The organism is Streptomyces sp. NPDC015242, from assembly GCF_043079125.1.
GTDB lineage: Bacteria > Actinomycetota > Actinomycetes > Streptomycetales > Streptomycetaceae > Streptomyces.
Genome location: NZ_JBIBUF010000006.1, coordinates 275,668 through 297,106, shown reverse-complemented (window position 1 = coordinate 297,106; position 21,439 = coordinate 275,668). Strand labels below are relative to the sequence as shown.

Below are 21,439 nucleotides of genomic sequence, written 5' to 3'. Positions count from 1 at the left end.
TGCCGCCGTCTCCCTGCCGCGCTACGAGGTGATCCTCGTGTCCTCGTCCCCCCGGTGCCCGCTGCGCGGCGGCACCGGCTGACCGGGACGACGAACACCGGGCACCCGAACCGCAATTGACGCTCCGTCATGTGTTGTCCGACGTGTGCCCTTCTCGATGCCCGGACATCGCGCTGCCCCTTTCCCGACCGCATCGAAAGGCCCCGGGCCGTGCGCACCACCCAGAACCCGCTCGCCGCCGTCCGCAACCTCGGCATCCTCGCCCACGTCGACGCCGGCAAGACCACCGTCACCGAACGGATCCTGTTCGCCACCGGAACCACGCACAAGCGCGGCGAGGTCCACGACGGCACCACCGTCACGGACTTCGACCCGCAGGAGCGCGACCGGGGGATCACCATCTTCGCCGCGGCGGTGAGCTGCGCCTGGGACGGTCACCGGATCAACCTCATCGACACCCCCGGGCACGTCGACTTCGCCGACGAGGTGGAGCGCGCGCTGCGCGTCCTCGACGGTGCCGTCGCCGTGTTCGACGCGGTGGCCGGGGTGGAGCCGCAGAGCGAGTCGGTGTGGCGGCAGGCCGACCGGCACGGCGTGCCCCGGATCGCGTTCGTCAACAAGATGGACCGGGCCGGCGCCGACCTCGACGCGGCCGTCGCGTCGATCCGGGACCGGCTGCACGCGGCGCCGCTGCCCGTCCAGCTGCCGATCGGCGCGGAGGACGCCTTCACCGGGGTCGTCGACCTGGTCCGCATGCGCGCGCTGGTGTGGAGCGACGGCGACACCCCGGAGGTTCTGCCCGTGCCGGACGGCCTGCTCGACGAGGCCCGCGCGCGCCGCCGGGCCCTGGAGGAGGCCGTGGCGGAGCTGCATCCGGGCGCCCTGGAGGAGTTCTGCTCCACCGGGGCGCTCACGGAGCGGACGCTGGTGGCGGCCCTCGGGGACCTGACCCGGGACGGTGACGGCGTGGTCGTGCTGTGCGGCTCCGCGTACCGCAACCGCGGCATCGAGCCGCTGCTCGACGCCGTCGTCGCGTGGCTGCCGTCGCCGCTGGACGTGGGGCCGGTGCGCGGCACCCACGCCGGGGCGGAGCAGCGGCGGCCCGCCGACCCGGCGGCACCGCCGGTGGCCCTGGCGTTCAAGGTGCAGGCCACGGCGACCGGACGGCTGACCTATCTGCGCGTCTACGCGGGGACGATCCGGAAGGGGGACACGCTGTGGGACGCGACCGCGGGCCGCACTGAGCGGATCGGCCGGATCCTGCGCGTGCGGGCCGACCGGCACGCCCCGCTGGAACACGCCGTCGCCGGGGACATCGTCGCCGTGGTCGGCCTGAAGTCGGCCCGCGCCGGTTCGACCCTCTGCGCGCCGGACGCCCCGCTCCTGCTGGAGCCGCCCGGTGCGCCCGAGCCGGTGGTGTCGGTCGCCGTCGAGGCCCGCCGGGCCGGTGACATCGACCGGCTGGCGTCGGGCCTGGCCCGGCTGACCGAGGAGGACCCCTCGCTGGTCGCGCGCACCGACCCGGAGACCGGGCAGACCGTGCTGTCCGGCATGGGGGAGCTCCACCTGGAGGTGGCGGTGGAGAAGCTCCGCCGTGACCTCGGCCTGGAGGTCACCGTCGGCCGCCCCCGGGTCAGTCACCGCGAGACCGTCGCGCGCGGGGTGTCGGGGCTGGTGTACCGGCACGTCAAACAGGACGGCGGCGCGGGCCAGTTCGCCCATGTCGTGCTCGACGTGGAGCCGTACGAGGAGGGTGCCTTCGTGTTCCGTTCCACCGTCGTCGGCGGGCGCGTACCGCAGGAGTACGTCCGGGCGGTCGAGGCCGGCTGCCGGGACGCCCTCGCCGAGGGGCCGCTCGGCGGGCACCCGGTGACCGGCCTGCGCGTCACGCTGACCGACGGGGCGACCCATGTGAAGGACTCCTCGGACACGGCGTTCCGCACGGCCGGGCGGCTCGGACTGCGCCAGGCCCTGCGGGCCTGCGCCATGGTCCTGCTGGAGCCGGTCGCCGAGGTGACCGTCACCGTGCCCGGGGACGCCGTGGGCGGCGTGCTCGGCGACCTCGCCGCCCGGCGCGGCCGGGTGACCGGCTCGGTCACCCGGGCGGGCGCCACGGTCGTCACCGCGACCGTGCCGCTGGCGGAACTGTTCGGCTACGCCACCCGGTTGCGCAGCCGCACCCAGGGCCGCGGCACGTTCACCACCCGGCCCACGGGCTACGCGCCGGCGCCCGCGACCACCCCGGCACGGTAGGCCGCGGCCGGCCGGCCCCTTCCCCTGCGTGACGCGAGGGGAGGGGGCCGGCCGGTGCTCCTACGGGTACGACACGACCGTCGACGGCACGGTGGACGTCCCAGACGTGGGCGCCCCCGTGTCGTTGATGACGCACTCGTACTGCCCGTTGCCGCCGAGCGAGACCACGAGCAGGTCGCGGAAGCGCACCCCGGGCCGGTTCGGCGCGGCGAAGCCGTGGTGCTGCACGATGGTCGGGTCGACGTTGTAGTAGCAGTAGCTGCCCAGGCCCCAGCCCTCGTGGCTGGTCACGTTGTCCCCGACCCGGTAGGCCGCGTAGCCCTTGACCGAACCGTTCTGGATCGCGGCCTGGTTCGGCGCGTCGTACGCCTTCTCGTTCTGGAAGAAGATCGTGCGGCCGCGCTCGCCGAACCACTGCACGTCGTACTTGTTGAAGTGCTCCACGAACAGGCCGGTCGCCAGGACGTCGTGGCCGTTGACGACGACGCCGTAGTCGGCCCGGTTGGTCTCCCAGCCGACGCCGTCGCCGTGGTCGGCGCGCCAGACCCAGGTGTGGTCGACGATGGTGTGGCGGCTGTTGACGACCATGCTGGTGGTGGCCTTGCCGGCGCCGGCACCGCCGATGCGGACGAACACGTCCTGGACGGTGGTCGGGTTGGCGGAGTGGTCCCGGGAGGCGCCGGGCGGGCCGATCTCCAGCAGCGTCGGGGAGTTGACCGGCCCGGCGTCGACGAGGAACCCGGCCAGCCGTACGCCGTCGACGTCGGCGACCTTCAGCGCGGTGACGCCGTTGTCGGGGATGAGGGTCGCGTAGCCGAGGCCGAGCACCACCGTGCCCGCGCGGTCGACCCGGATGGGCCGGTCCAGGTGGTAGATGCCCGGCGTCAGCAGCAGGTGCAGGCCCTCGGCCAGGGCCTGGTTGAGCGTGGCCGCCGAGACGCCCGGCTTGGCGACGTAGAAGCGGGTCAGCGGCAGGGAGGTGCCGCGCGGGGTGCCGTTGCCCCAGGTGACGCCCCGGGCGTCGGTCCGCTTCTCCGGCAGGAAGACCCGGTACTCGGTGCCGCTGAGGTACAGGAACGGCTTCTCGCGGGAGACGGGCGTGGTGTTGAGCGTGGTGTACGGCGGGTTCGGGAAGCCCTGTGCGGGAGCGCCCTCGACGCCGGAGAACACCATGTTCCACACGCCGTTGAGCCAGCCGCCGATCGCGCTGTCCCGGGTGTACCACTGCTGCTGCGAGTAGGGCTGCACCTGGCCGTCGATCCGGCTGTCGGCGATGTAGCCGCCGCTGGACCAGCCGTAACCGGTCGGGGCGAGGTTGAGGTTGCCGCGCACGTGCATGCGGCGGAAGGGGGCTGCCTGGGAGACCGCCCAGCGGTTGGTGCCGTTGACGGGGACCACGGCCAGGTTCTCCGCCGAACGCCAGAAGTTCTGGGTGGCGTTGCCGTTGAACCAGCCCGCGTCGACCGTGATGTCGCCGTTGATGGTGGTGTCGTCGGGGGAGAGGCCGAGGCCGGAGATCGAGGTGTAGAAGCCGATCTGCGCGTTGAGGCCGTGGTAGGTGCCGGGCTTGAACAGCAGCTGGTAGCGGCCGGTGCCGAACTGGGCCGACTCCTGCTGCCGGAAGATCTCGTCCAGTCTGCCCTGGATGTTCGGTGTGGAGGGGTCGAAGACGACCACTTTGGGGCCGAGGTCGCCGCCACCGGGCAGGGCGCGCGGCTTGCCGCGCCCGGGCTTCTTCCGGCCGGCCGGGGCGGCCGCGGCCGTGCCGGGCAGGCCGGCGAGGACGGCGGCCGCCGCTGAGGCGCCGAGGACGGCTCGGCGGCCGGGGGAGGGCAGGCCGGACGACGGGGAGTCAGTAGGCATGGGGCGGCTCTCCTGGTTCAGGAAGTGAACGGCGTGGGGTGCGGGGAGCGCTCTCTCGCCGCTGAATGGTTCATCCGTGGAACAGATGCGTCAAGAGGGTGCGGCGAGACTTCGGTGAGTACGTCCAAACCCTTGACGTCTCTGCCTTCCACGGATTAACTCACGTCCTAAATTAAGCCATGACGGCTCCCTCCCGGCGGGGGAGCACGGTCTGGGAGGCGAACTCCCGTCCTCCCGGAAGGGACACGAGCAGCATGCGCAGTACCCGAGCCGCGGCAGCCGGCGCCGTCACCCTGTCACTCGTCCTCGCGGCCTCGGCCTGCGGAGGTGGCTCCGCCACCGGCGGCGGGTCGAACGACTCGCCCAAGACCCTGACCTACTGGGCGTCCAATCAGGGCGCCAGCATCGAGATCGACAAGAAGGTCCTCCAGCCCGAACTCGACAAGTTCGAGAAGCAGACCGGGATCAAGGTGAAGCTGGAGGTCGTCCCCTGGTCGGACCTGCTCAACCGGATCCTCACCGCCACCACCTCCGGCCAGGGCCCGGACGTGCTGAACATCGGCAACACCTGGAGCGCCTCGCTCCAGGCCACCGGCGCCCTGCTGCCCTGGGACGCGAAGAACTTCGACAAGATCGGCGGCAGGGACCGCTTCGTCGACTCGGCGCTCGGCTCCACCGGCGCCCAGGGCGAGGCCCCGGCCGCGGTGCCCCTGTACTCGATGGCGTACGCGCTCTACTACAACAAGAAGATGCTCGCCGAGGCGGGCGTCTCCGAGCCGCCGGCCACCTGGGACGAGCTGGTCGCCGCCGGGAAGAAGCTCTCCAAGGACGGCAAGTGGGGCCTGGGCGCGGAGGGTTCGAACCCGTCCGAGAACATCCACCACGCCTACGTCTTCGCCAAGCAGCACGGCGCCGACTTCTTCACCGCCGACGGCAAGCCGGACTTCACGGGTGACGCGACGGTCGCCGCGGTCAAGCAGTACGTCGACCTGATGGCCAAGGACAAGGTCATCGCCCCCGGCAACGCCGAGTACGCGCAAAACCAGTCGGTCAGCGACTTCGCCAAGGGCAAGACGGCGATGCTGCTGTGGCAGTCCGCCTCCGCCAACCTCAAGTCCCAGGGCATGAGCGAGGACGACTACGGAATCGCGCCCGTGCCCGTCCAGTCCGGCACCCCCGGCACCGGCAAGCAGGTCAACTCGATGGTCGCGGGCATCAACCTCGCCGTCTTCAAGAACACCGACAACCTCGACGGCGCCACCACGTTCGTGAAGTTCATGACCAGCGACGACGAGCAGAAGATCCTCAACAAGGCCTACAGCTCGATCCCGCCGGTGAAGACCGCGCAGTCGGACGCCGCGTTCGCCACCCCGGCCAACGCCGTCCTGAAGGACACCCTCGCCAAGAGCGCCGTCGCGCTGCCGCAGGTCGCCGACGAGTCGCAGTTCGAGACGGCCGTCGGCACGGCCATCAAGGACCTGCTCGCGGACGCCGCCGCCGGACGCGCGGTCACCACCGCGTCGGTGAAGGCGGCCCTGGAGAAGGCCCAGCAGCAGATGCCGGCGGCCTGAACACATGACCACCACGGTTGAAGCCGGCACGCCGCCGGTCCGCACGAACCCGTCCGGCGCGGCGCGCGGCCCCCGCCGCCGTACCGGACGGATCCGCCGCGTCGGCCTGCCCTACCTGCTGCTCCTGCCCGCCCTGCTGCTCGAACTCCTCGTCCACCTGGTGCCGATGGTGATCGGCGTCGTGATGAGCTTCAAGGAGCTCACGCAGTTCTACATCCGGGACTGGGGCGCCGCCCCCTGGTCCGCCCTGGACAACTACAAGGTGTCGGTGGACTTCGACGCCCCCGTCGGCGAGGCGCTGCTGCACTCCTTCCTCGTCACCGTCGCCTTCACCCTGCTGTCGGTGGGCCTGTGCTGGCTGATCGGCACGGCCGCGGCGGTCTTCATGCAGGACACCTTCCGGGGCCGCGGCCTGCTGCGGGCGCTGTTCCTCGTGCCGTACGCCCTGCCGGTCTACGCGGCCGTCATCACCTGGGTGTTCATGTTCCAGCACGACAACGGCCTGGTGAACCACGTCCTGCACGACCAGCTCGGCCTCACCGACAAGCCGTCCTTCTGGCTCATCGGCGACAACAGCTTCATCGCGCTGCTGACGGTGTCGGTGTGGAAGGGCTGGCCGTTCGCCTTCCTCATCGTCATGGCCGGACTGCAGAACATCCCGCGCGAGCTGTACGAGGCGGCCGCCCTGGACGGCGCCGGGGTGTGGCAGCAGATCCGCCGCATCACCCTGCCGTCGCTGCGCCCGGTCAACCAGGTGCTGGTCCTCGTGCTGTTCCTGTGGACGTTCAACGACTTCAACACGCCGTACGTCCTGTTCGGCAGGACCGCGCCGGCGGCGGCCGACCTCATCTCGGTGCACATCTACCAGGCCTCGTTCGTCACCTGGAACTTCGGCACGGGCTCGGCGATGTCGGTGCTCCTGCTGCTGTTCCTGCTGCTGGTGACCGGCGTGTACCTGGCGCTGACCTCGCGCGGACGGAGGGCCGCCTCATGAGCTCCCCCCTGGCCCCGCCCCGGTCCTTCCTGTGGTCCCGGCGGATCTTCCTGACGCTGCTGACCGGCTTCGTGCTGCTACCGGTCTACGTCATGGTCTCCAGCTCGCTGAAGCCGCTCGCGGACGTCACGGGCAAGTTCCGCTGGCTGCCCACCGAGCTGACGCTCCGCCCGTACGTCGACATCTGGTCGACCGTCCCGCTCGCGCGCTACTTCGTCAACTCCCTGATCGTGGCGGGCGCGGCGACGGTCTGCTCGGTGGTGATCGCGGTCTTCGCGGCGTACGCGGTGAGCCGCTACGACTTCCGCGGCAAGCGCGTCTTCACGGTCACCGTCCTGTCGACGCAGATGTTCCCCGGCATCCTCTTCCTCCTGCCGCTGTTCCTCATCTACGTCAACATCGGCAACGCCACCGGCATCGCCCTGTTCGGCTCGCGCGGCGGTCTGATCCTCACCTATCTCACCTTCTCGCTGCCGTTCTCCATCTGGATGCTGATCGGCTACTTCGACTCGGTGCCACGGGACCTGGACGAGGCGGCGCTGGTCGACGGCTGCGGCCCGCTGGGCGCGCTGTTCCGGGTGGTGGTCCCGGCGGCCGTCCCCGGCATCGTCGCGGTCGCCGTCTACGCCTTCATGACCGCCTGGGGCGAAGTCCTCTTCGCCTCGGTGATGACCAACGACACCACCCGCACCCTCGCCGTCGGCCTGCAGGGCTACTCGACCCTCAACGACGTGTACTGGAACCAGATCATGGCCGCCTCGCTGGTCGTCAGCGTCCCCGTGGTCGCGGGCTTCCTGCTGCTCCAGCGCTACCTCGTCGCCGGCCTGACGGCGGGAGCCGTCAAGTGACCCACCCGTACGTTCCCGAGAGGACTTCCGTGACCATCGACTATGCCGCCCTCCCCGACGACTTCCTGTGGGGCACGGCCACTTCGGCGTACCAGATCGAGGGCGCCGTGGCGGAGGACGGCCGCGCGCCGTCGATCTGGGACACCTTCTCGCACACCCCCGGCAAGACCGCAGGCGGCGACCACGGCGACGTCGCCTGCGACCACTACCACCGCTGGCGCGAGGACATCGCCCTGATGCGGCGGCTCGGCGTGAACGCCTACCGCCTGTCGGTCGCCTGGCCGCGTGTCGTCCCGGACGGCGAAGGCCTCGTGAACCCCAAGGGCCTGGCCTTCTACGACGAGCTCATCGACGGCCTGCTGGAGGCCGGCATCACCCCGTCCGTCACCCTCTACCACTGGGACCTGCCGCAGGCGCTGCAGGACCGCGGCGGCTGGCCGGAGCGTGACACCGCCCTCGCCTTCGCCGAGTACGCCTCGGTCGTGGCCGGGCGGCTGGGCGACCGCGTCAGCCACTGGGCCACCCTCAACGAGCCCCTGTGCTCGGCGTGGATCGGCCACCTCGAAGGAAAGATGGCCCCCGGCTGGACGGACCTGACCGCCGCCGTCCGCGCCTCCTACCATCTGCTGCTCGGGCACGGCCTGGCGGCCCGGGCCATCCGGGCCGCGGTTCCGGACGCCCAGGTGGGCATCGTCAACAACCTCTCCACGATCCACGCGGCCTCCGGCCGCCCCGAGGACATCGCGGCGGCCCGCCGCATGGACGGCCACACCAACCGCTGGTGGCTCGACCCCGTGCACGGCCGGGGCTTCCCGGAGGACATGCGCGAGGTCTACGGGGTGGAACTGCCCGAGCAGTCCGGCGACTCGGCGGCCATCGCGGCCCCGCTCGACTGGCTCGGCCTGAACTACTACTTCCCGCAGACGGTGGCCGACGACCCGGACGGCCCGGCCCCCTACGCCCGTGCCGTCCGCCGCGAGGGCGTCCCGCGCACCGGCATGGACTGGGAGATCGACGCGAGCGGCATCGAGACGCTGCTGCTGCGCCTGACGCGGGAGTACGGCGCCCGCCGGCTGTACGTCACGGAGAACGGCTCGGCCTTCCCCGATGTCGTCCGCCCCGACGGCACGGTCGACGACCCGGAGCGGCAGGACTACCTCCTCGGGCACCTGGCGGCCTGCGCGTCGGCCGCCCGCCAGGGCGCCCCGCTGGCCGGCTACTTCGCCTGGTCCCTGCTGGACAACTTCGAGTGGGCGTACGGCTACGAGAAGCGGTTCGGTCTGGTCCACGTGGACTACGCGACGCAGAAGCGGACGATCAAGGGGACGGGGCACCGGTACGCCGAGGTGGTCCGCACCCACCGGGGCCGGGCCCGCAAGGCCGCCTGAACCCGGACGCCGGGGTGGGCGGGGCGCGGGAGTCCACGCCCACCCCGGGGCCGCTCCCCAGCGAACCACCGACATGTCAGGTACACGCCATTCACTGCCCTGAGGTACACCGAACCGGAGGAGAGCCATGCCGTCCCGTACGCCCCGCACCCTCCTGACCGCACTCGCGGCGCTCGCGCTGCTGACCGCCGGCCCGGCCTTCGCGGCCCCGGCGCCCGACACGCGGGCCGCGGCCGCCGCCTGGGACACCGACCGCGCGGCGGCCGCCCACGCCGTGAACCCGGCCGCCGTCACGGCGTCCGGGAGCGAGAACGCCGACACGTCCGCCGGCCGCGCCTTCGACGGCAACGGCTCCACCCGCTGGTCCAGCGACTTCTCCGACACCGCCTGGATCCGCGTCGACCTCGGCTCGACGATCCGCGTCGACCGGGTGGTCCTCGACTGGGAGGCGGCCTACGGCAAGCGCTACGTCCTGGAGGCCTCGAAGAACGGCACCGACTGGACGCCGTTCTTCACGGAGACGGCTGGAACGGGCGGCTCGGTCACCGCCCACACCTACCCGCAGGAGGTCACGGCCCGCTACGTCCGCCTGCGTGGCGTGGAACGGGCCACCCCCTGGGGCTACTCGCTCTGGTCGATGAGGGTCTACGGCGGCGAACCGGCCCCCGCGTCCACGACCCGCACCAACCTCGCCCTGAACCACCCGGCCTACGCGAACTACTACCAGCACGCGGGCAACTCCCCGGCGTTCGTGACGGACGGCGGCCGCCCGGCGGACCTGAAGGCCGACATCAGCCGCTGGTCCAGCGACTGGAACGCGAACCGCTGGGTCTCCGTCGACCTCGGCGCGACCGCCACGATCGACACGGTCGACCTGTACTGGGAGGCGGCCTACGCCGTCGACTACGAACTGCAGGTCTCCGACGACAACCGCACCTGGCGCACGGTGTACCGCCCGTCCGCAGCCGAGGTCGCGTCCCGCCGCGCCGACGTGAAGTCCCCCGCGGAGGCGGCCGGCCTGCACGACGCGATCCGCCTCCCGCAGCCGGTCACGGGCCGTTACGTCCGCATGCTCGGCAAGGAACGCCGCTCCTTCCACAATCCGGCCCCCGCCACGGCCCAGTTCGGCTACTCCCTCTACGAGTTCGAGGTCTGGGGCACGGGCGGCAGCGCGGCGGCCGCGTACCCGGCGCTGCCCGCCGAACAGCCCGGCACCTACCGCACCACGTTCTTCGACGACTTCACCACCTCGGGGCTCGACCGCTCCAAGTGGCGGGTGGTGCGCACCGGCACGGAGATGGGCTCGGTCAACGGCGAGGCCCAGGCGTACGTCGACTCGCCGGACACCATCCGCACGGAGAACGGTGCGCTGGTGCTGTCGGCGAAGTACTGCAAGGGCTGCACGCAAGCGGGCGGCGGCACCTACGACTTCACCTCCGGCCGCGTCGACACCCACACCCGCTTCGACTTCACCTACGGCAAGGTCAGCGCCCGTATGAAGCTCCCGGTCGGCGACGGCTTCTGGCCGGCGTTCTGGCTCCTGGGCAGCGACGTGGACGACCCGTCGGTCGGCTGGCCCTCCTCCGGTGAGACGGACATCATGGAGAACATCGGCTACGCCGACTGGACCAGCACCGCCCTGCACGGCCCCGGCTACTCGGCGGACGGCAACATCGGCGCCCGCCAGACCTACCCGGGGGGCGGCCGGGCGGACGAGTGGCACACGTACGCCGTCGAATGGACCCCCACGACGATGCGCTTCTTCGTCGACGACCGCCTGGTCCAGGAGACGACCCGCAACAAGCTCGAATCCACGCGCGGCCAGTGGGTCTTCGGCCACAACCAGTACGTGATCCTGAACCTGGCCCTCGGCGGCGCGTACCCCGCCGGCTGGAACAAGGTGACGACCCCGTACTGGGGCCTGCCGCAGTCCAGCGTGGACCGGATCGCGGGCGGGGGAGTACGGGCGGAGGTGGACTGGGTGCGGGTGGAGCAGAAGGGCTGACGAGCCTCCGGTGGGCGGACCTCGCGGATCCGTCGCTCAGCCGCCCGCCGGCCCGCCCGGTACGTAGTCCGGGTCCACCTGCGCCGCGAGGTCCTCGCCCGCCCGGTCGTTCGCCCAGGCCCGCGCGTTGCGCAGGTGGAACTCCACCGCGTGGCGGTGGAGCCGGTCCCAGTCCCGGACGTGGGCGTCGACCGTCTCGCGCAGGACGTTCAGGGCGTGCTGGTTGTGCGGCTCCAGCTCGCCGCCCGCCCGGCCCTGTTCCGCCGCCCGGACCCAGGGCGACTGGACCAGGTGCGTCAGCAGGTCGTCGCCCACCTGTTCCTTGAGGAAGAGCACGTCGTCCTCGCACGTGACCTTGTTGCCGACGACCGCGACACGGATGCCGAACTGCTCGGCGTGGTCGCGGTACTGGCGGTAGACCGAGACGCCCTTGCGGGTCGGCTCCGCCACCAGGAACGTGAGGTCGAAGCGGGTGAACAGGCCCGACGCGAAGGCGTCCGCGCCCGCCGTCATGTCGACCACGACGTACTCGCCGGGGCCGTCCAGCAGATGGCCCAGGTACAGCTCGACCGCGCCGAGCTTGGAGTGGTAGCAGGCCACCCCGAGGTCGGACTCGTCGAACTCGCCCGTGACCATCAGGGGCACGCCGCCCGCCCGGCCCACGTGCCGGGCGTGCAGCGTGTCGTCGCCCAGGGGGCGCAGGAGGCGGGAGCCGCGGCCCGGCGGGGTGGTCTTGAGCATCGCCTCAGCGGAGGTGATGCGCGGGTTGTCGCCGCGCAGGAAGTCCTTGACGTCCCTCAGGTGCGGGCCCAGGGGAACGGCGGGCCGCTCGACGGGTCCGAGTGCCTCGGCCAGGTGCTGGTTGATGTCGCCGTCCACGGCGAGGACCGGGGCGCCGGAACGTGCCAGGTGGCGGGAGAAGAGCGCCGACAGTGTGGTCTTGCCGCTGCCGCCCTTGCCGACGAACGCGACCCTCACGACGACCGCCCCAACTTGTTGAAAATGAGTGTCATGTGACTAGGTTTTAGGGAGTGATCGTCACCACTGTCAAATCCGGTGCGCCGATCGGGCCTGCCGTCGATGCATAGGATGTGCAAGTGCGTGTAATGAGCAAGAAGAGTCCGAGCCGTGGGCGCCTCCTCCGGGTCCTCGCCGCCCTCGTCCTCGTGCCGGGACTGGCCGGCTGTTTCGTCTCCCCCGACGGGCAGTCGTCGCCGGACGGCGCGGGATCCGGCTCCCGGCTCCGCGTCGCCCTCGCCTTCCCGCCCGCCGAGAACTTCTCGCCCTACGGAGCCGACGCCACGCTGCTCACCCGTCTGGGTGTCACCGAAGGGCTGACCGCCCTGGACGCCAACGGCGCCGCGACCCCCGCACTCGCCCGGTCCTGGAGCCGCGAGGACGACCGCACCTGGCGCTTCACCCTGCGCGAGGCCACCTTCCACGACGGCACCGAGGTCACCCCGTCGGCCGTGGCCGGGGCGCTGACCCGGGCCACGAAGGCGAAGCCCCTGCCCGCCCCGCTCGCCGGAGTCACGCTCAGCGCGCGCCCCGACGGCGACGACGGCGTGCGCGTCACCACCGCCGCCCCCGACCCGGTCCTGCCCATGCGCCTGGCCGGCCCGAGTCTGGCGATCCTCTCCGCGAAGGCGTACCGGGGGCGGGGCAACCCCAGCCCCGTCGGTACCGCCACCGGCCCCTTCGAGCTCACCCGCGTCGACGGCGGCACCTCCGCAACCCTCGACCGTTTCGACGACCACTGGGGCGGCCGCGCCCAGGCCGCCGGCATCGACGCGCGCTTCGTCAGGGACGGCACCGCGCGCGCCAACGCCGTACGCACCGGAGACGTCGACATCGCCGAGGCCCTCCCCGCCGCCCAGGCCGCCACGCTCGACGCGGACAGCCTCCGGGAGGCCGGCACCACCCGGACCACCAGCCTGCACCTCAACACCAGGACCGGACCCTTCAAGGACCCGCGGCTGCGCGCCGCTGCCCGCGCGGCCGTCGACCCCTCCGTCCTCGTCGAGGGCGTCTTCGAGGGACATGCCGACCCGGGCGCCGGAATCTACGGCCCCGCCGTCACCTGGGCCGAGGGGAAGAGGGCCGAGCCGTCGGGGCGTGCGAAGGCCGCCCGGCCCGACGGGACGCCGATCACCCTCGCCACCTACGACAACCGGCCCGAACTCCCCGAAGTCGCCCAGGTCGTGCAGCAGCAGCTCGAGAAGGCCGGATTCGAGGTCCGGTTGCAGGTGCGCGAGTACGCGCGGCTGGAGAGCGACGCGCTGGCGGGGAGGTTCGACGCCTTCATCGGCGCCCGCAACAGCCTCCTGGACACCGGCGACCCCGTCGGCATCCTGGCCGGTGACTACACCTGCGACGGCGGCTACAACCTGGCCCTGCTGTGCGATCCGAAGGTGGACCGGGCCGTCGCGAAGGCGGGCCGGGCCGACGGCACCGGGGAGCGGCAGGACGCCGCCCTGGCCGCCGAGGCAGTGATCCTCGGCACGGACGCGGTCGTGCCGCTCGCCCACCAGCGGATCGTCCTCGGCGTCTCCCCGAAGGTCCGGGGCGTGCTCCTCGACCCGTACGAGCGGACCCTGGTGGGGCCCGGCACGCGTCGCTGAGCGGGCCTCCAGCGTCAGGCCGGCAGACGCGTGTCGACCACGCAGCTGATCTCGATCGCCTGCCCGGGGAAGGTCAGTTCGGTGACGCCCACCACCGTGCTGACCGGGCGGTGCGAGCCGAAGCAGGCGCGGTTGGCCTCCGCCACCACTTCCGCGTTGCGCACCAAATCCACCACGTACAGCGTCTGGGAGACGATCTGGTTGCGGGTGACGCCGAAGTGGGCCAGGACCTTGTCGAGGTTGACGTAGGTGCGCGCCAGCTGGGCGGCGATGTCGTCCTCGGGACCGAAGTCCCCCGCGTCGTCGAAGGCGAGCTGTCCGGAGACATGGATCAGCTCGCCGGACCTGATCGCCTGCGTGTAGCCGAAGTGCTTCTCGGCCGGGATGCCGTGGTCGAAGAGGTCGAGGGTGCTCATGGCCGGCGTCCTTCCGTCGAGCCCGGATCCATCCGTGCTCTCTTGTGGTTACTCGGGAACCATAGGAGAGTGGACTTCGACCTGGAAGAACGCACTTTTCGGTGACAGGGGAACCAGATGGTGACCAAGCAGCTCAGGGACATGCCGGAGAACGCGGACCTCAGGCGGGCGGACTCCCTGGCGCGGGAGATCTTCTCCGACGTGGCCAACAAGTGGGCGCTGCTGATCATCGAGGCCCTCGGCGAACGCACCCTCCGCTTCAGCGAGTTGCGCGACGAGGTCGAGGGCGTCAGTCACAAGATGCTGACCCAGAACCTGCGGATGCTGGAGCGCAACGGCCTGGTCGACCGCAAGGTGCACCCCACCGTGCCGCCCAAGGTCGAGTACACGCTCACCGAACCGGGCCGGGCGCTGCGCGCCACGGTCGACCTGATCTGCGGCTGGACCCACCAGTACCTCGGTCACATCGAGGCGGCCCGGGGGCGGTCCGGCACCTGACCGGGCCGGGGGCTGTCAGCTCGCGACCAGTTCCCGGACCGGACGCGGCGCCGGGGGCTGTTCGGCCCGAGAGGTCCGGTACAGCCACAGCACGTCCCGGCCGAACGACCACACCAGCAGCCCCAGGGCGAGGGCGGCGACACCGAAGTTGACCGCGTACGGCAGCAGACCGGCGCCCGCGAGCAGCAGGAGCACGCCCTGCAGCGCGGCGACCGTCTTGCGGGCCGTGCTCGGCGGCAGCGCCGCGGTCAGCCAGGGCCACACCCGGGCCGCGGCGACGAAGACGTACCGCATGCCGCCGATCAGCAGGACCCAGGGGCCCAGCTCCATCGAGACGTACACGCTGAGCACCAGGATCAGGAACGCGTCGACCTCCATGTCGAAGCGCGCGCCCAGCGGGGTGGAAGTGCCGGTGCGGCGGGCGACCTTGCCGTCGACGCCGTCGAGGATCAGTGCCACCGCCGTCAGGCCGACGAACAGCGACACCGGCGGCGAGCTCTGGAACGAGTCCGCGACCAGCGCGGTGACGCCGCCGACGAGCGTGGCCCGGCCGAGGGTGACCCGGTTCGCCGCGCCGAAGGAGCGCAGCCGGGAGCGGTGCAGGGCCCGGGAGAGCACCGCCCAGGTGGCGATCGCGAACGCGAGGCCGCTCAGCCAGCCCGCCGGCCCCATCCCGATCGCCGTGCCGATCAGGGCCAGCAGCAGGACCTGCGCCCCCGCCCCCACGGCGGTCTCCTGCTGTACGAGCCTCGCGTCGTAAGTGTTGTTCAGGGCCACCGAACACCCTCCGGCCGTGTGACAGAGTCGATCAACGCCGCTACCTTGTGCGCGGCCTGTGCACCCCTCGGTACGCAAGCAGCTTCCCGATCGTTCAGGAGGACTTCGATGAAGCACACCGGACGCGCTTTCTGGATCGACTCGCCTGGCCGAGGTGCGATCCGGGACGTCGCCCTGCGTGCGCCCGCAGAGGACGAGGTGCTGGTCCGTACGCTGTTCTCCGGCGTCAGCCGCGGCACCGAGACGCTCGTCTTCCGCGGCGGCGTGCCCGAGAGCCAGCACACGGCCATGCGGGCCCCCTTCCAGGAGGGCGACTTCCCGGGCCCGGTGAAGTACGGCTACCTCAACGTCGGCGTGGTGGAGGAGGGGCCCGAGACGCTCACCGGCCGTACGGTGTTCTGCCTGTACCCGCACCAGACCCGGTACGTCGTGCCGGCGAGCGCCGTGACGCCCGTTCCGGACAGCGTCCCCGCCGAACGGGCCGTGCTCGCCGGGACCGTGGAGACCGCCGTGAACGCCCTGTGGGACGCCGCGCCCCTGATCGGCGACCGGATCGCCGTGGTCGGCGGCGGCATGGTCGGCTGCTCGGTCGCCGCCCTGCTCGCCCGCTTCCCCGGCGTCCGCGTCCAGCTGGTCGACGCCGACCCGTCCCGCGCGAAGACCGCCGAGGCGCTCGGCGTCTCCTTCGCCACCCCGCAGGACGCCGACGGCGACCGCGACCTGGTCGTCCACGCCAGCGCCACCGAGCAGGGCCTCGCCCGCTCCCTGGAACTCCTCGCCGCCGGGGGCACCGTCGTCGAACTGAGCTGGTACGGCGACCGCAAGGTGAGCCTGCCGCTCGGCGAGGCCTTCCACTCCCGGCGCCTGACCATCCGCTCCAGCCAGGTCGGCACCGTCTCCCCGGCCCGCCCGGGCCGGACCTACGCCGACCGGCTCGCCCTCGCCCTCGACCTGCTCGCCGACCCGGCGCTCGACGCCCTCGTCACCGGTGAATCCGCCTTCGAGGACCTGCCCGACGTGCTGCCGCGCCTCGCCTCGGGGGAGATCCCCGCCCTGTGCCACCGCGTCCGTTACGACGAGAGCGATCGACGCATCGGCTGACGATTCGTTCCATCCGGTACGGCATCGGCGGGGCAAGAGCGCCTGACCTGAGAAAAGACGTAGCCGACGCTGAACGGGGGAAGGGAAGCAGCCGTACTACTCGGCATCCCCGGCAGCCATCAGCGGGGGAGCAGACGCGCCGCACCTGGAGGGTCGTCCGTTGTTCAGCATCACCGTCCGCGATCACATCATGATCGCCCACAGCTTCCGCGGCGAGGTCTTCGGACCGGCGCAGCGCCTGCACGGCGCCACGTTCCTGGTGGACGCCACGTTCCGGCGCGAACAGCTGGACGAGGACAACATCGTCGTCGACATCGGGCTGGCCACGCAGGAACTCGGGGCCGTCGTCAGCGAGCTGAACTACCGCAACCTCGACAACGAGCCCGACTTCGCCGGGGTCAACACCTCCACGGAGTTCCTCGCCAAGGTCATCGCCGACCGGCTCGCCGAGCGCATCCACAAGGGCGCGCTGGGCGAGGGCGCCAAGGGCATCGCCGGCCTCACCGTCACGCTGCACGAGTCGCACATCGCCTGGGCGAGTTACGAGCGTGCGCTGTGACCGACACGACCATCGAGCGGCCCGGGCCGGCCGGACCGGCACCGGCGCGCCTCGACTACGTGCCCGTGCAGCACGCCGCCCTGAAGAACGCCGAGATCATCCCTATGTCCCTGCGCACCGTGCACTTCGTGCTGCCGGGCGGCGTCGACGACCCGGCGGCCCCGAGCGGCGGCAACGCCTACGACCGGCGGGTGTGCCTGGACCTGCCCGGCTTCGGCTGGCAGGTGAGCAAGCACGCCGTGGCCGGTGAGTGGCCCCGGCCCGGGGCCGCCGCCCGGACGGAACTGGCCCGTGCGCTGGCCGCGTTGCCCGACGGCGCCGTCGTCCTGCTCGACGGGCTGGTCGCCTGCGGCGTCCCGGAGATCGTGGTGCCGGAGACGGAACGGCTGCGCATGGCCGTCCTCGTGCACCTCCCGCTCGGCGACGAGACCGGGCTCGACCCGGCGGTCGCCGCCGAACTCGACGCCAGGGAACGGGCGGTACTGCGGGCGGTGCCCGCGGTGATCGCCACCAGCGACTGGGCGGTCCGCCGTCTCGTCGCCCACCACGGCCTGCCTCCGGAGCGGGTGCACGTCGCCGCCCCCGGCGCCGACATCGCGCCCCTCGCGCCCGGCACCGACGGTGTGTCACGGCTGCTGTGCGTGGCCGCCGTGACCCCGCGCAAGGGACAGCACCGGCTGGTGGAGGCACTGGCCGCGATCACCGACCTGCCGTGGAGCTGCGTCTGCGTCGGGGCCCTCACCCAGGACCCCGAGTACGTCGCCCATCTGCGGTCCCTCATCGCGCGGCACGGCCTCCAGGACCGGCTCGAGCTGGCCGGGCCGCAGTCCGGCGCGGCCCTGGACGCCAGTTACGCCACCGCCGACCTGATGGTCCTGACCTCCTACGCCGAGACGTACGGCATGGCCGTGACCGAGGCGCTGGCCCGGGGCATCCCGGTGCTGGCGACCGACGTCGGCGGCCTTCCCGAGGCGGTCGGCCGTGCCCCCGACGGCGGGGTGCCCGGCATCCTCGTGCCGCCGGAGAACCCCGCCGCCATCGCCGCCGAACTGCGCGGCTGGTTCGGCGAGGCGGACGTACGGCGCCGCCTGAAGGCCGCCGCCCGCGGCCGCCGCGCGGCCCTCGACGGCTGGGCGACGACCGCACAGAGCCTGGCTGCGGTCCTGCGCCGGCTCCCGACCGAACCCCGGAGGGCCGCATGACGAACCCGGCGACGACGAAGCGGGGCGGGCCGATCCCGGCCCGGCCCGGACCCGCCCGGGCCGTGGAGTCCACGGGCGGCGTGCTTCCCGGGCCGGTGCCCGGCGCCGCCGCCGGCCCCACGGACCCCTCGGGCGTGAGGGCCGACGGCAGCGCCGGAGCGGGCCCGGCCACGGCCACGGGTGCCGGCTCCGCGACCGGGCGGCACGTCGGCGAGACGGACGCGGGTGCCGACCCCCGTGGCGCGAACGGACCGGGCAGCCCGGCCGGCCCGGTCCCCGCGCGGACCGGTCCCGGCGGCCCGCCCGGACCCGTCCACGCCCCCGGCGCGGTCATCCCCGGCGCCGGCCCCACCGCCGCACCCGGCGCGCGGCCGACCGTGAAACTGCGGGAGGCCTCGCCCGACGACCCGCCCCGTTACGCGCCGGAGTGGCTGGAGTTGCGGGAGCCGGCCGATGCCGCCGCCCGGGCGCACGACCTGCTCGATCCGCTGCGGATCCGGCTCGCCAACCTGCCGGGCAGGCCGGGCGGCGTCGTCATCCACGACCTGGGCTGCGGCACCGGCTCGATGGGCCGCTGGCTCGCCCCCTGCCTGGACGGCGCGCAGCACTGGATCCTGCACGACCGCGACCCCTACCTGCTGCACTTCGCCGCCGTCGCCTCCCCGCGGTCGGCCGCCGACGGCAGCCGGATCAGCGTGGAGACCCGGCGCGGGGACGTCGCCCGCCTCACCGCCGACGCCCTGCACGGCGCCTCGCTGGTGACGGCGTCCGCCCTGCTGGACGTCCTCACCCGCGAGGAGATCGACACGCTCGCCGCCGCCTGCGCGGGAGCCGGCGCCCCCGCCCTGCTGACGCTGTCCGTCGCCGGGCGCGTCGACCTCACCCCGTCCCACCCGCTCGACGCGGAGATCACCCAGGCGTTCAACGACCACCAGCGCCGCGACGGCCTGCTCGGTCCGGACGCGGTCACGGCGGCGGCGGAGGCGTTCTCCGCGCACGGCGCGACCGTACGCCTGCACCCGAGCCCCTGGCGGCTCGGGCCCGAGCAGGCCGCCCTCACGGAGCAGTGGCTGCGCGGCTGGGTCGGCGCCGCGGTCGAGCAGCGTCCCGAACTGCGGGCCGAGGCGGAGGTCTACCTGAACAACCGCCTGCGCCAGTGCGCCGCGGGCGAGTTGCGCGTCACCGTCCACCACACCGACCTGCTGGCTCTGTGCCGCCCGGCGGGCGGAGCGTCATGAGCCCCCGGGCGACGGGCACGCGCCTCCGGCCGTCCACCCCGGCCGGCCCCCGATCGACGGTGGCCGACGGCACCGCGGCCGGTCCTGGTCCGACGGTGCCGGGGGCTCAGGCCCAGGCGGCCCAGACGGCCGGGGCGGCCCCGTCGTCCTCCGAGCCGACGCGCCGTCACGGGGACCGCACCGGGGTGGCGGTGGTCGTGACCCCGGCCGGGTCCGGCCCCGCGGCGGCGCCAGGCATCGTCTCCGTGGTCCCCGCTGTCCCCGCTCAGGGCGCGGCGCGCGGGCGCGTCCCGCGCCGTGCCGAGGGCGCGAAGGCGGCGCACTCCGCCGGAGGGCCGGGTGCCCGCCCCGCCGCGCAGGGCCCCCTGCGCGGCCTCCTCGCCCGGCTCGGCTCCCGCAAGGCCCGCACGCGGCTCGGCACCCTCGCCGGGATCCTCATCGTCGGCCTGCTGTTCTGGCGGCTCGGCACCGGGGCCTTCCTGGACGGACTGCGCCGGATCGACGCCGTGACGCTGCTGCTCGCGCTCGGGATCGGCGCCGTCACCACCGTGTTCAGCGCGTGGCGGTGGGCCCTCGTCGCCCGGGGCCTGCGCATCCGGCTGCCGTTCGGGCCCGCCGTCGCCGACTACTACCGCGCGCTGTTCCTCAACGCGGCCCTGCCCGGCGGCGTCCTCGGCGACGTCCACCGGGCGGTGCGGCACGGACAGAGCGAGGGGGACCTGCGGCGCGGTGTGAAGGCCGTGGTCCTCGAACGGGCCGCCGGACAGCTCGCGTTGTTCGCCGCCGGTGCCGTGGTCCTGCTGACCATGCCGTCCCCGGTGCTCGACCGGGCCCGGCACATCGCCCCGCTCGCGGCCCTGGCCGGACTGGGCGCCCTCGCCGTGCTCCTCGCCCTGCGCATGAACCGGGCCACGCCCTCCCGCCGGGGCGGCAAGGTGCGCGCGGTGCTCGCCGAGGCGCGGGAAGGGCTGCTGTCCCGCCGCAACGGACCCGGAGTGCTTGCCTCCTCCGTGGTCGTCCTGGCAGGTTACGTCGCCATGTTCGTCCTCGCCGCCCGCGTCGCCGGGACCACCGCCTCCGTGGCCGTGCTGGTGCCGCTCGCGGTGCTGGCCCTGCTGGCGATGGGACTGCCGCTGAACGTCGGCGGCTGGGGCCCGCGGGAGGGCGTCACCGCCTGGGCGTTCGGTGCCGCCGGGCTGGGTGCCGGGCGGGGACTGGCCGTCGCGGTCGTCTACGGGGTGCTCAGCCTGGTGGCGAGCCTGCCCGGCCTGGTCGTGCTCGTCGCCCGCTGGTACGCGGGGACGCGGGCCGGCGAGCGGTCCCGGGCCGCCGCCGCGGCGGATCCGGACGCCGGGCCCGCGCCCCGGAGCTCCTACGTCTCGGAGGTCAGCAACGAGAAATACGCCCCGAAGGAATCCGTGAGGCTCGCCAGGAGTTCCTTCCCCTTTTCCGCCGAACCCAGTGAAGGACGGCCGATGACACCGGAATCGGTATAGCCGGACATGCCGAGGGTGAGCAGATGACGACGGTCGTCAGCGACGAAATCGGAGGACTCGTAACCGGGTCGGAGCATTTCGGGATGAGCGTGCAGAAGGATGGAGGTCTCTATTTCCCCCGCGTGCATGTCGGTGAGCAGCGAGGTGACCACACCCGCCCGCTCGCGCGCCGCCTCCCAGTCCTCGGCGGCCGGGAAGAGCGCCATCCGCTCGCCGCGGGCGGAGGACTCCTGGACGACGTTGCCCAGCACGTAGTTGCCGCCGTGCCCGTTGACCACCACCAGGGCGTCGACCCCGGACCGGCGGAGCGAATCCGCTATGTCCCGTACCACCGCATGAAGGGTCACCGAGGAGATGCTGACGGTCCCCGGCCAGGCCGCGTGCTCGTGCGAGCACGAGATCGTCACCGGAGGAAGGAGGTGCACCGGGTACGCGCCGGCTATCTCCCGCGCGACGGCACAGGCGACGAGCGTGTCGGTCGCCAGGGGGAGATACGGACCGTGCTGCTCGAAACTCCCCACGGGAAGCACCGCGACCTGCCGTGAGACATCGGCGCCCCGCGTCCGTACGTCTTCCGTGGTGTCCGCCGGCACCAGATCACTCATCACG

Annotated in this window: 17 protein-coding genes and 1 pseudogene; 13 read left to right on the top strand and 5 right to left on the bottom strand. The window is 72.7% G+C overall.

Features of this window, described 5'->3' with window-relative positions; translation table 11 throughout:
- The first annotated feature begins 210 nt into the window (after positions 1-210).
- Entirely contained in the window at positions 211-2,253 is a 2,043-nt protein-coding gene (gene fusA / locus ACF07N_RS21880) for an elongation factor G (RefSeq protein ID WP_392115399.1), read from the top strand.
- 60 nt (positions 2,254-2,313) lie between these two features.
- On the opposite strand, the gene ACF07N_RS21875 is transcribed toward fusA, so the two are convergent.
- The gene (locus ACF07N_RS21875) at positions 2,314-4,116 is read right to left on the bottom strand and encodes a coagulation factor 5/8 type domain-containing protein (protein ID WP_392115396.1); all 1,803 of its coding nucleotides are present in this window, start codon (positions 4,114-4,116) and stop codon (positions 2,314-2,316) included.
- A gap of 254 nt (positions 4,117-4,370) precedes the next feature.
- Here ACF07N_RS21875 and ACF07N_RS21870 point away from each other — a divergent pair, with 254 nt between their 5' ends.
- The 5 genes from ACF07N_RS21870 (at position 4,371) to ACF07N_RS21850 (ending at position 10,922) form a co-directional block, all read left to right on the top strand.
- Positions 4,371-5,687: an ABC transporter substrate-binding protein gene (locus ACF07N_RS21870; protein WP_392115394.1), complete on the top strand. Its 1,317-nt coding sequence runs from the start codon at positions 4,371-4,373 to the stop codon at positions 5,685-5,687.
- Between the two features lie 4 nt (positions 5,688-5,691).
- Positions 5,692-6,681 (top strand): carbohydrate ABC transporter permease, encoded by a 990-nt coding sequence (locus ACF07N_RS21865; RefSeq protein WP_392115391.1) that lies wholly within the window; start codon positions 5,692-5,694, stop codon positions 6,679-6,681.
- A gap of 8 nt (positions 6,682-6,689) precedes the next feature.
- A complete protein-coding gene (locus ACF07N_RS21860; protein WP_392115861.1) occupies positions 6,690-7,529 on the top strand; it encodes a carbohydrate ABC transporter permease in 840 nt (279 codons plus the stop codon).
- Positions 7,530-7,558: 29 nt separating this feature from the next.
- Positions 7,559-8,917, top strand: a complete 1,359-nt coding sequence (locus ACF07N_RS21855) for a GH1 family beta-glucosidase (protein WP_392115387.1) — start codon at positions 7,559-7,561, stop codon at positions 8,915-8,917.
- Between the two features lie 127 nt (positions 8,918-9,044).
- On the top strand, positions 9,045-10,922 hold the full coding sequence (locus tag ACF07N_RS21850; protein WP_392115384.1) for a discoidin domain-containing protein: 1,878 nt from the start codon (positions 9,045-9,047) through the stop codon (positions 10,920-10,922).
- Between the two features lie 36 nt (positions 10,923-10,958).
- Here ACF07N_RS21850 and ACF07N_RS21845 read toward each other — a convergent pair whose 3' ends face one another.
- Positions 10,959-11,900, bottom strand: a complete 942-nt coding sequence (locus tag ACF07N_RS21845) for an ATP-binding protein (protein WP_392115381.1) — start codon at positions 11,898-11,900, stop codon at positions 10,959-10,961.
- 128 nt (positions 11,901-12,028) lie between these two features.
- Here ACF07N_RS21845 and ACF07N_RS21840 point away from each other — a divergent pair, with 128 nt between their 5' ends.
- A complete protein-coding gene (locus ACF07N_RS21840) occupies positions 12,029-13,543 on the top strand; it encodes an ABC transporter substrate-binding protein (protein WP_392115378.1) in 1,515 nt (504 codons plus the stop codon).
- Positions 13,544-13,557: 14 nt separating this feature from the next.
- On the opposite strand, the gene ACF07N_RS21835 is transcribed toward ACF07N_RS21840, so the two are convergent.
- Positions 13,558-13,959, bottom strand: a complete 402-nt coding sequence (locus ACF07N_RS21835; protein WP_392115376.1) for a RidA family protein — start codon at positions 13,957-13,959, stop codon at positions 13,558-13,560.
- A gap of 117 nt (positions 13,960-14,076) precedes the next feature.
- Between ACF07N_RS21835 and ACF07N_RS21830 the strand changes: the two genes are divergently transcribed.
- Entirely contained in the window at positions 14,077-14,457 is a 381-nt protein-coding gene (locus ACF07N_RS21830) for a winged helix-turn-helix transcriptional regulator (RefSeq protein WP_392115373.1), read from the top strand.
- A gap of 15 nt (positions 14,458-14,472) precedes the next feature.
- On the opposite strand, the gene ACF07N_RS21825 is transcribed toward ACF07N_RS21830, so the two are convergent.
- Positions 14,473-15,234 (bottom strand): CDP-alcohol phosphatidyltransferase family protein, encoded by a 762-nt coding sequence (locus tag ACF07N_RS21825; protein WP_392115370.1) that lies wholly within the window; start codon positions 15,232-15,234, stop codon positions 14,473-14,475.
- A 108-nt stretch (positions 15,235-15,342) separates the two neighbouring features.
- Between ACF07N_RS21825 and ACF07N_RS21820 the strand changes: the two genes are divergently transcribed.
- From ACF07N_RS21820 to ACF07N_RS21800, 5 genes are all read left to right on the top strand, one after another.
- Complete coding sequence (locus ACF07N_RS21820; RefSeq protein WP_392115367.1) at positions 15,343-16,335, top strand: zinc-binding alcohol dehydrogenase; 993 nt, start codon at positions 15,343-15,345, stop codon at positions 16,333-16,335.
- A 160-nt stretch (positions 16,336-16,495) separates the two neighbouring features.
- On the top strand, positions 16,496-16,894 hold the full coding sequence (locus tag ACF07N_RS21815; protein WP_010043117.1) for a 6-carboxytetrahydropterin synthase: 399 nt from the start codon (positions 16,496-16,498) through the stop codon (positions 16,892-16,894).
- On the top strand, positions 16,891-18,096 hold the full coding sequence (locus ACF07N_RS21810) for a glycosyltransferase family 4 protein (protein ID WP_392115364.1): 1,206 nt from the start codon (positions 16,891-16,893) through the stop codon (positions 18,094-18,096). Before ACF07N_RS21815 ends, ACF07N_RS21810 begins: the two co-directional genes overlap by 4 nt.
- A 332-nt stretch (positions 18,097-18,428) precedes the next feature.
- Positions 18,429-19,334: a class I SAM-dependent methyltransferase gene (locus ACF07N_RS21805; protein WP_392115858.1), complete on the top strand. Its 906-nt coding sequence runs from the start codon at positions 18,429-18,431 to the stop codon at positions 19,332-19,334.
- A gap of 245 nt (positions 19,335-19,579) precedes the next feature.
- Positions 19,580-20,830 carry a lysylphosphatidylglycerol synthase transmembrane domain-containing protein gene (locus tag ACF07N_RS21800; protein ID WP_392115855.1) on the top strand — a complete coding sequence of 417 codons (1,251 nt, stop codon included), beginning with the start codon at positions 19,580-19,582 and terminating at the stop codon, positions 20,828-20,830.
- Here ACF07N_RS21800 and ACF07N_RS21795 read toward each other — a convergent pair.
- Positions 20,803-21,435 (bottom strand): annotated as a pseudogene (locus ACF07N_RS21795) (creatininase family protein); the annotation flags it as partial. The gene ACF07N_RS21800 and the pseudogene ACF07N_RS21795 sit on opposite strands and share 28 nt — an antisense overlap.
- Between the last annotated feature and the right edge of the window lie 4 nt (positions 21,436-21,439).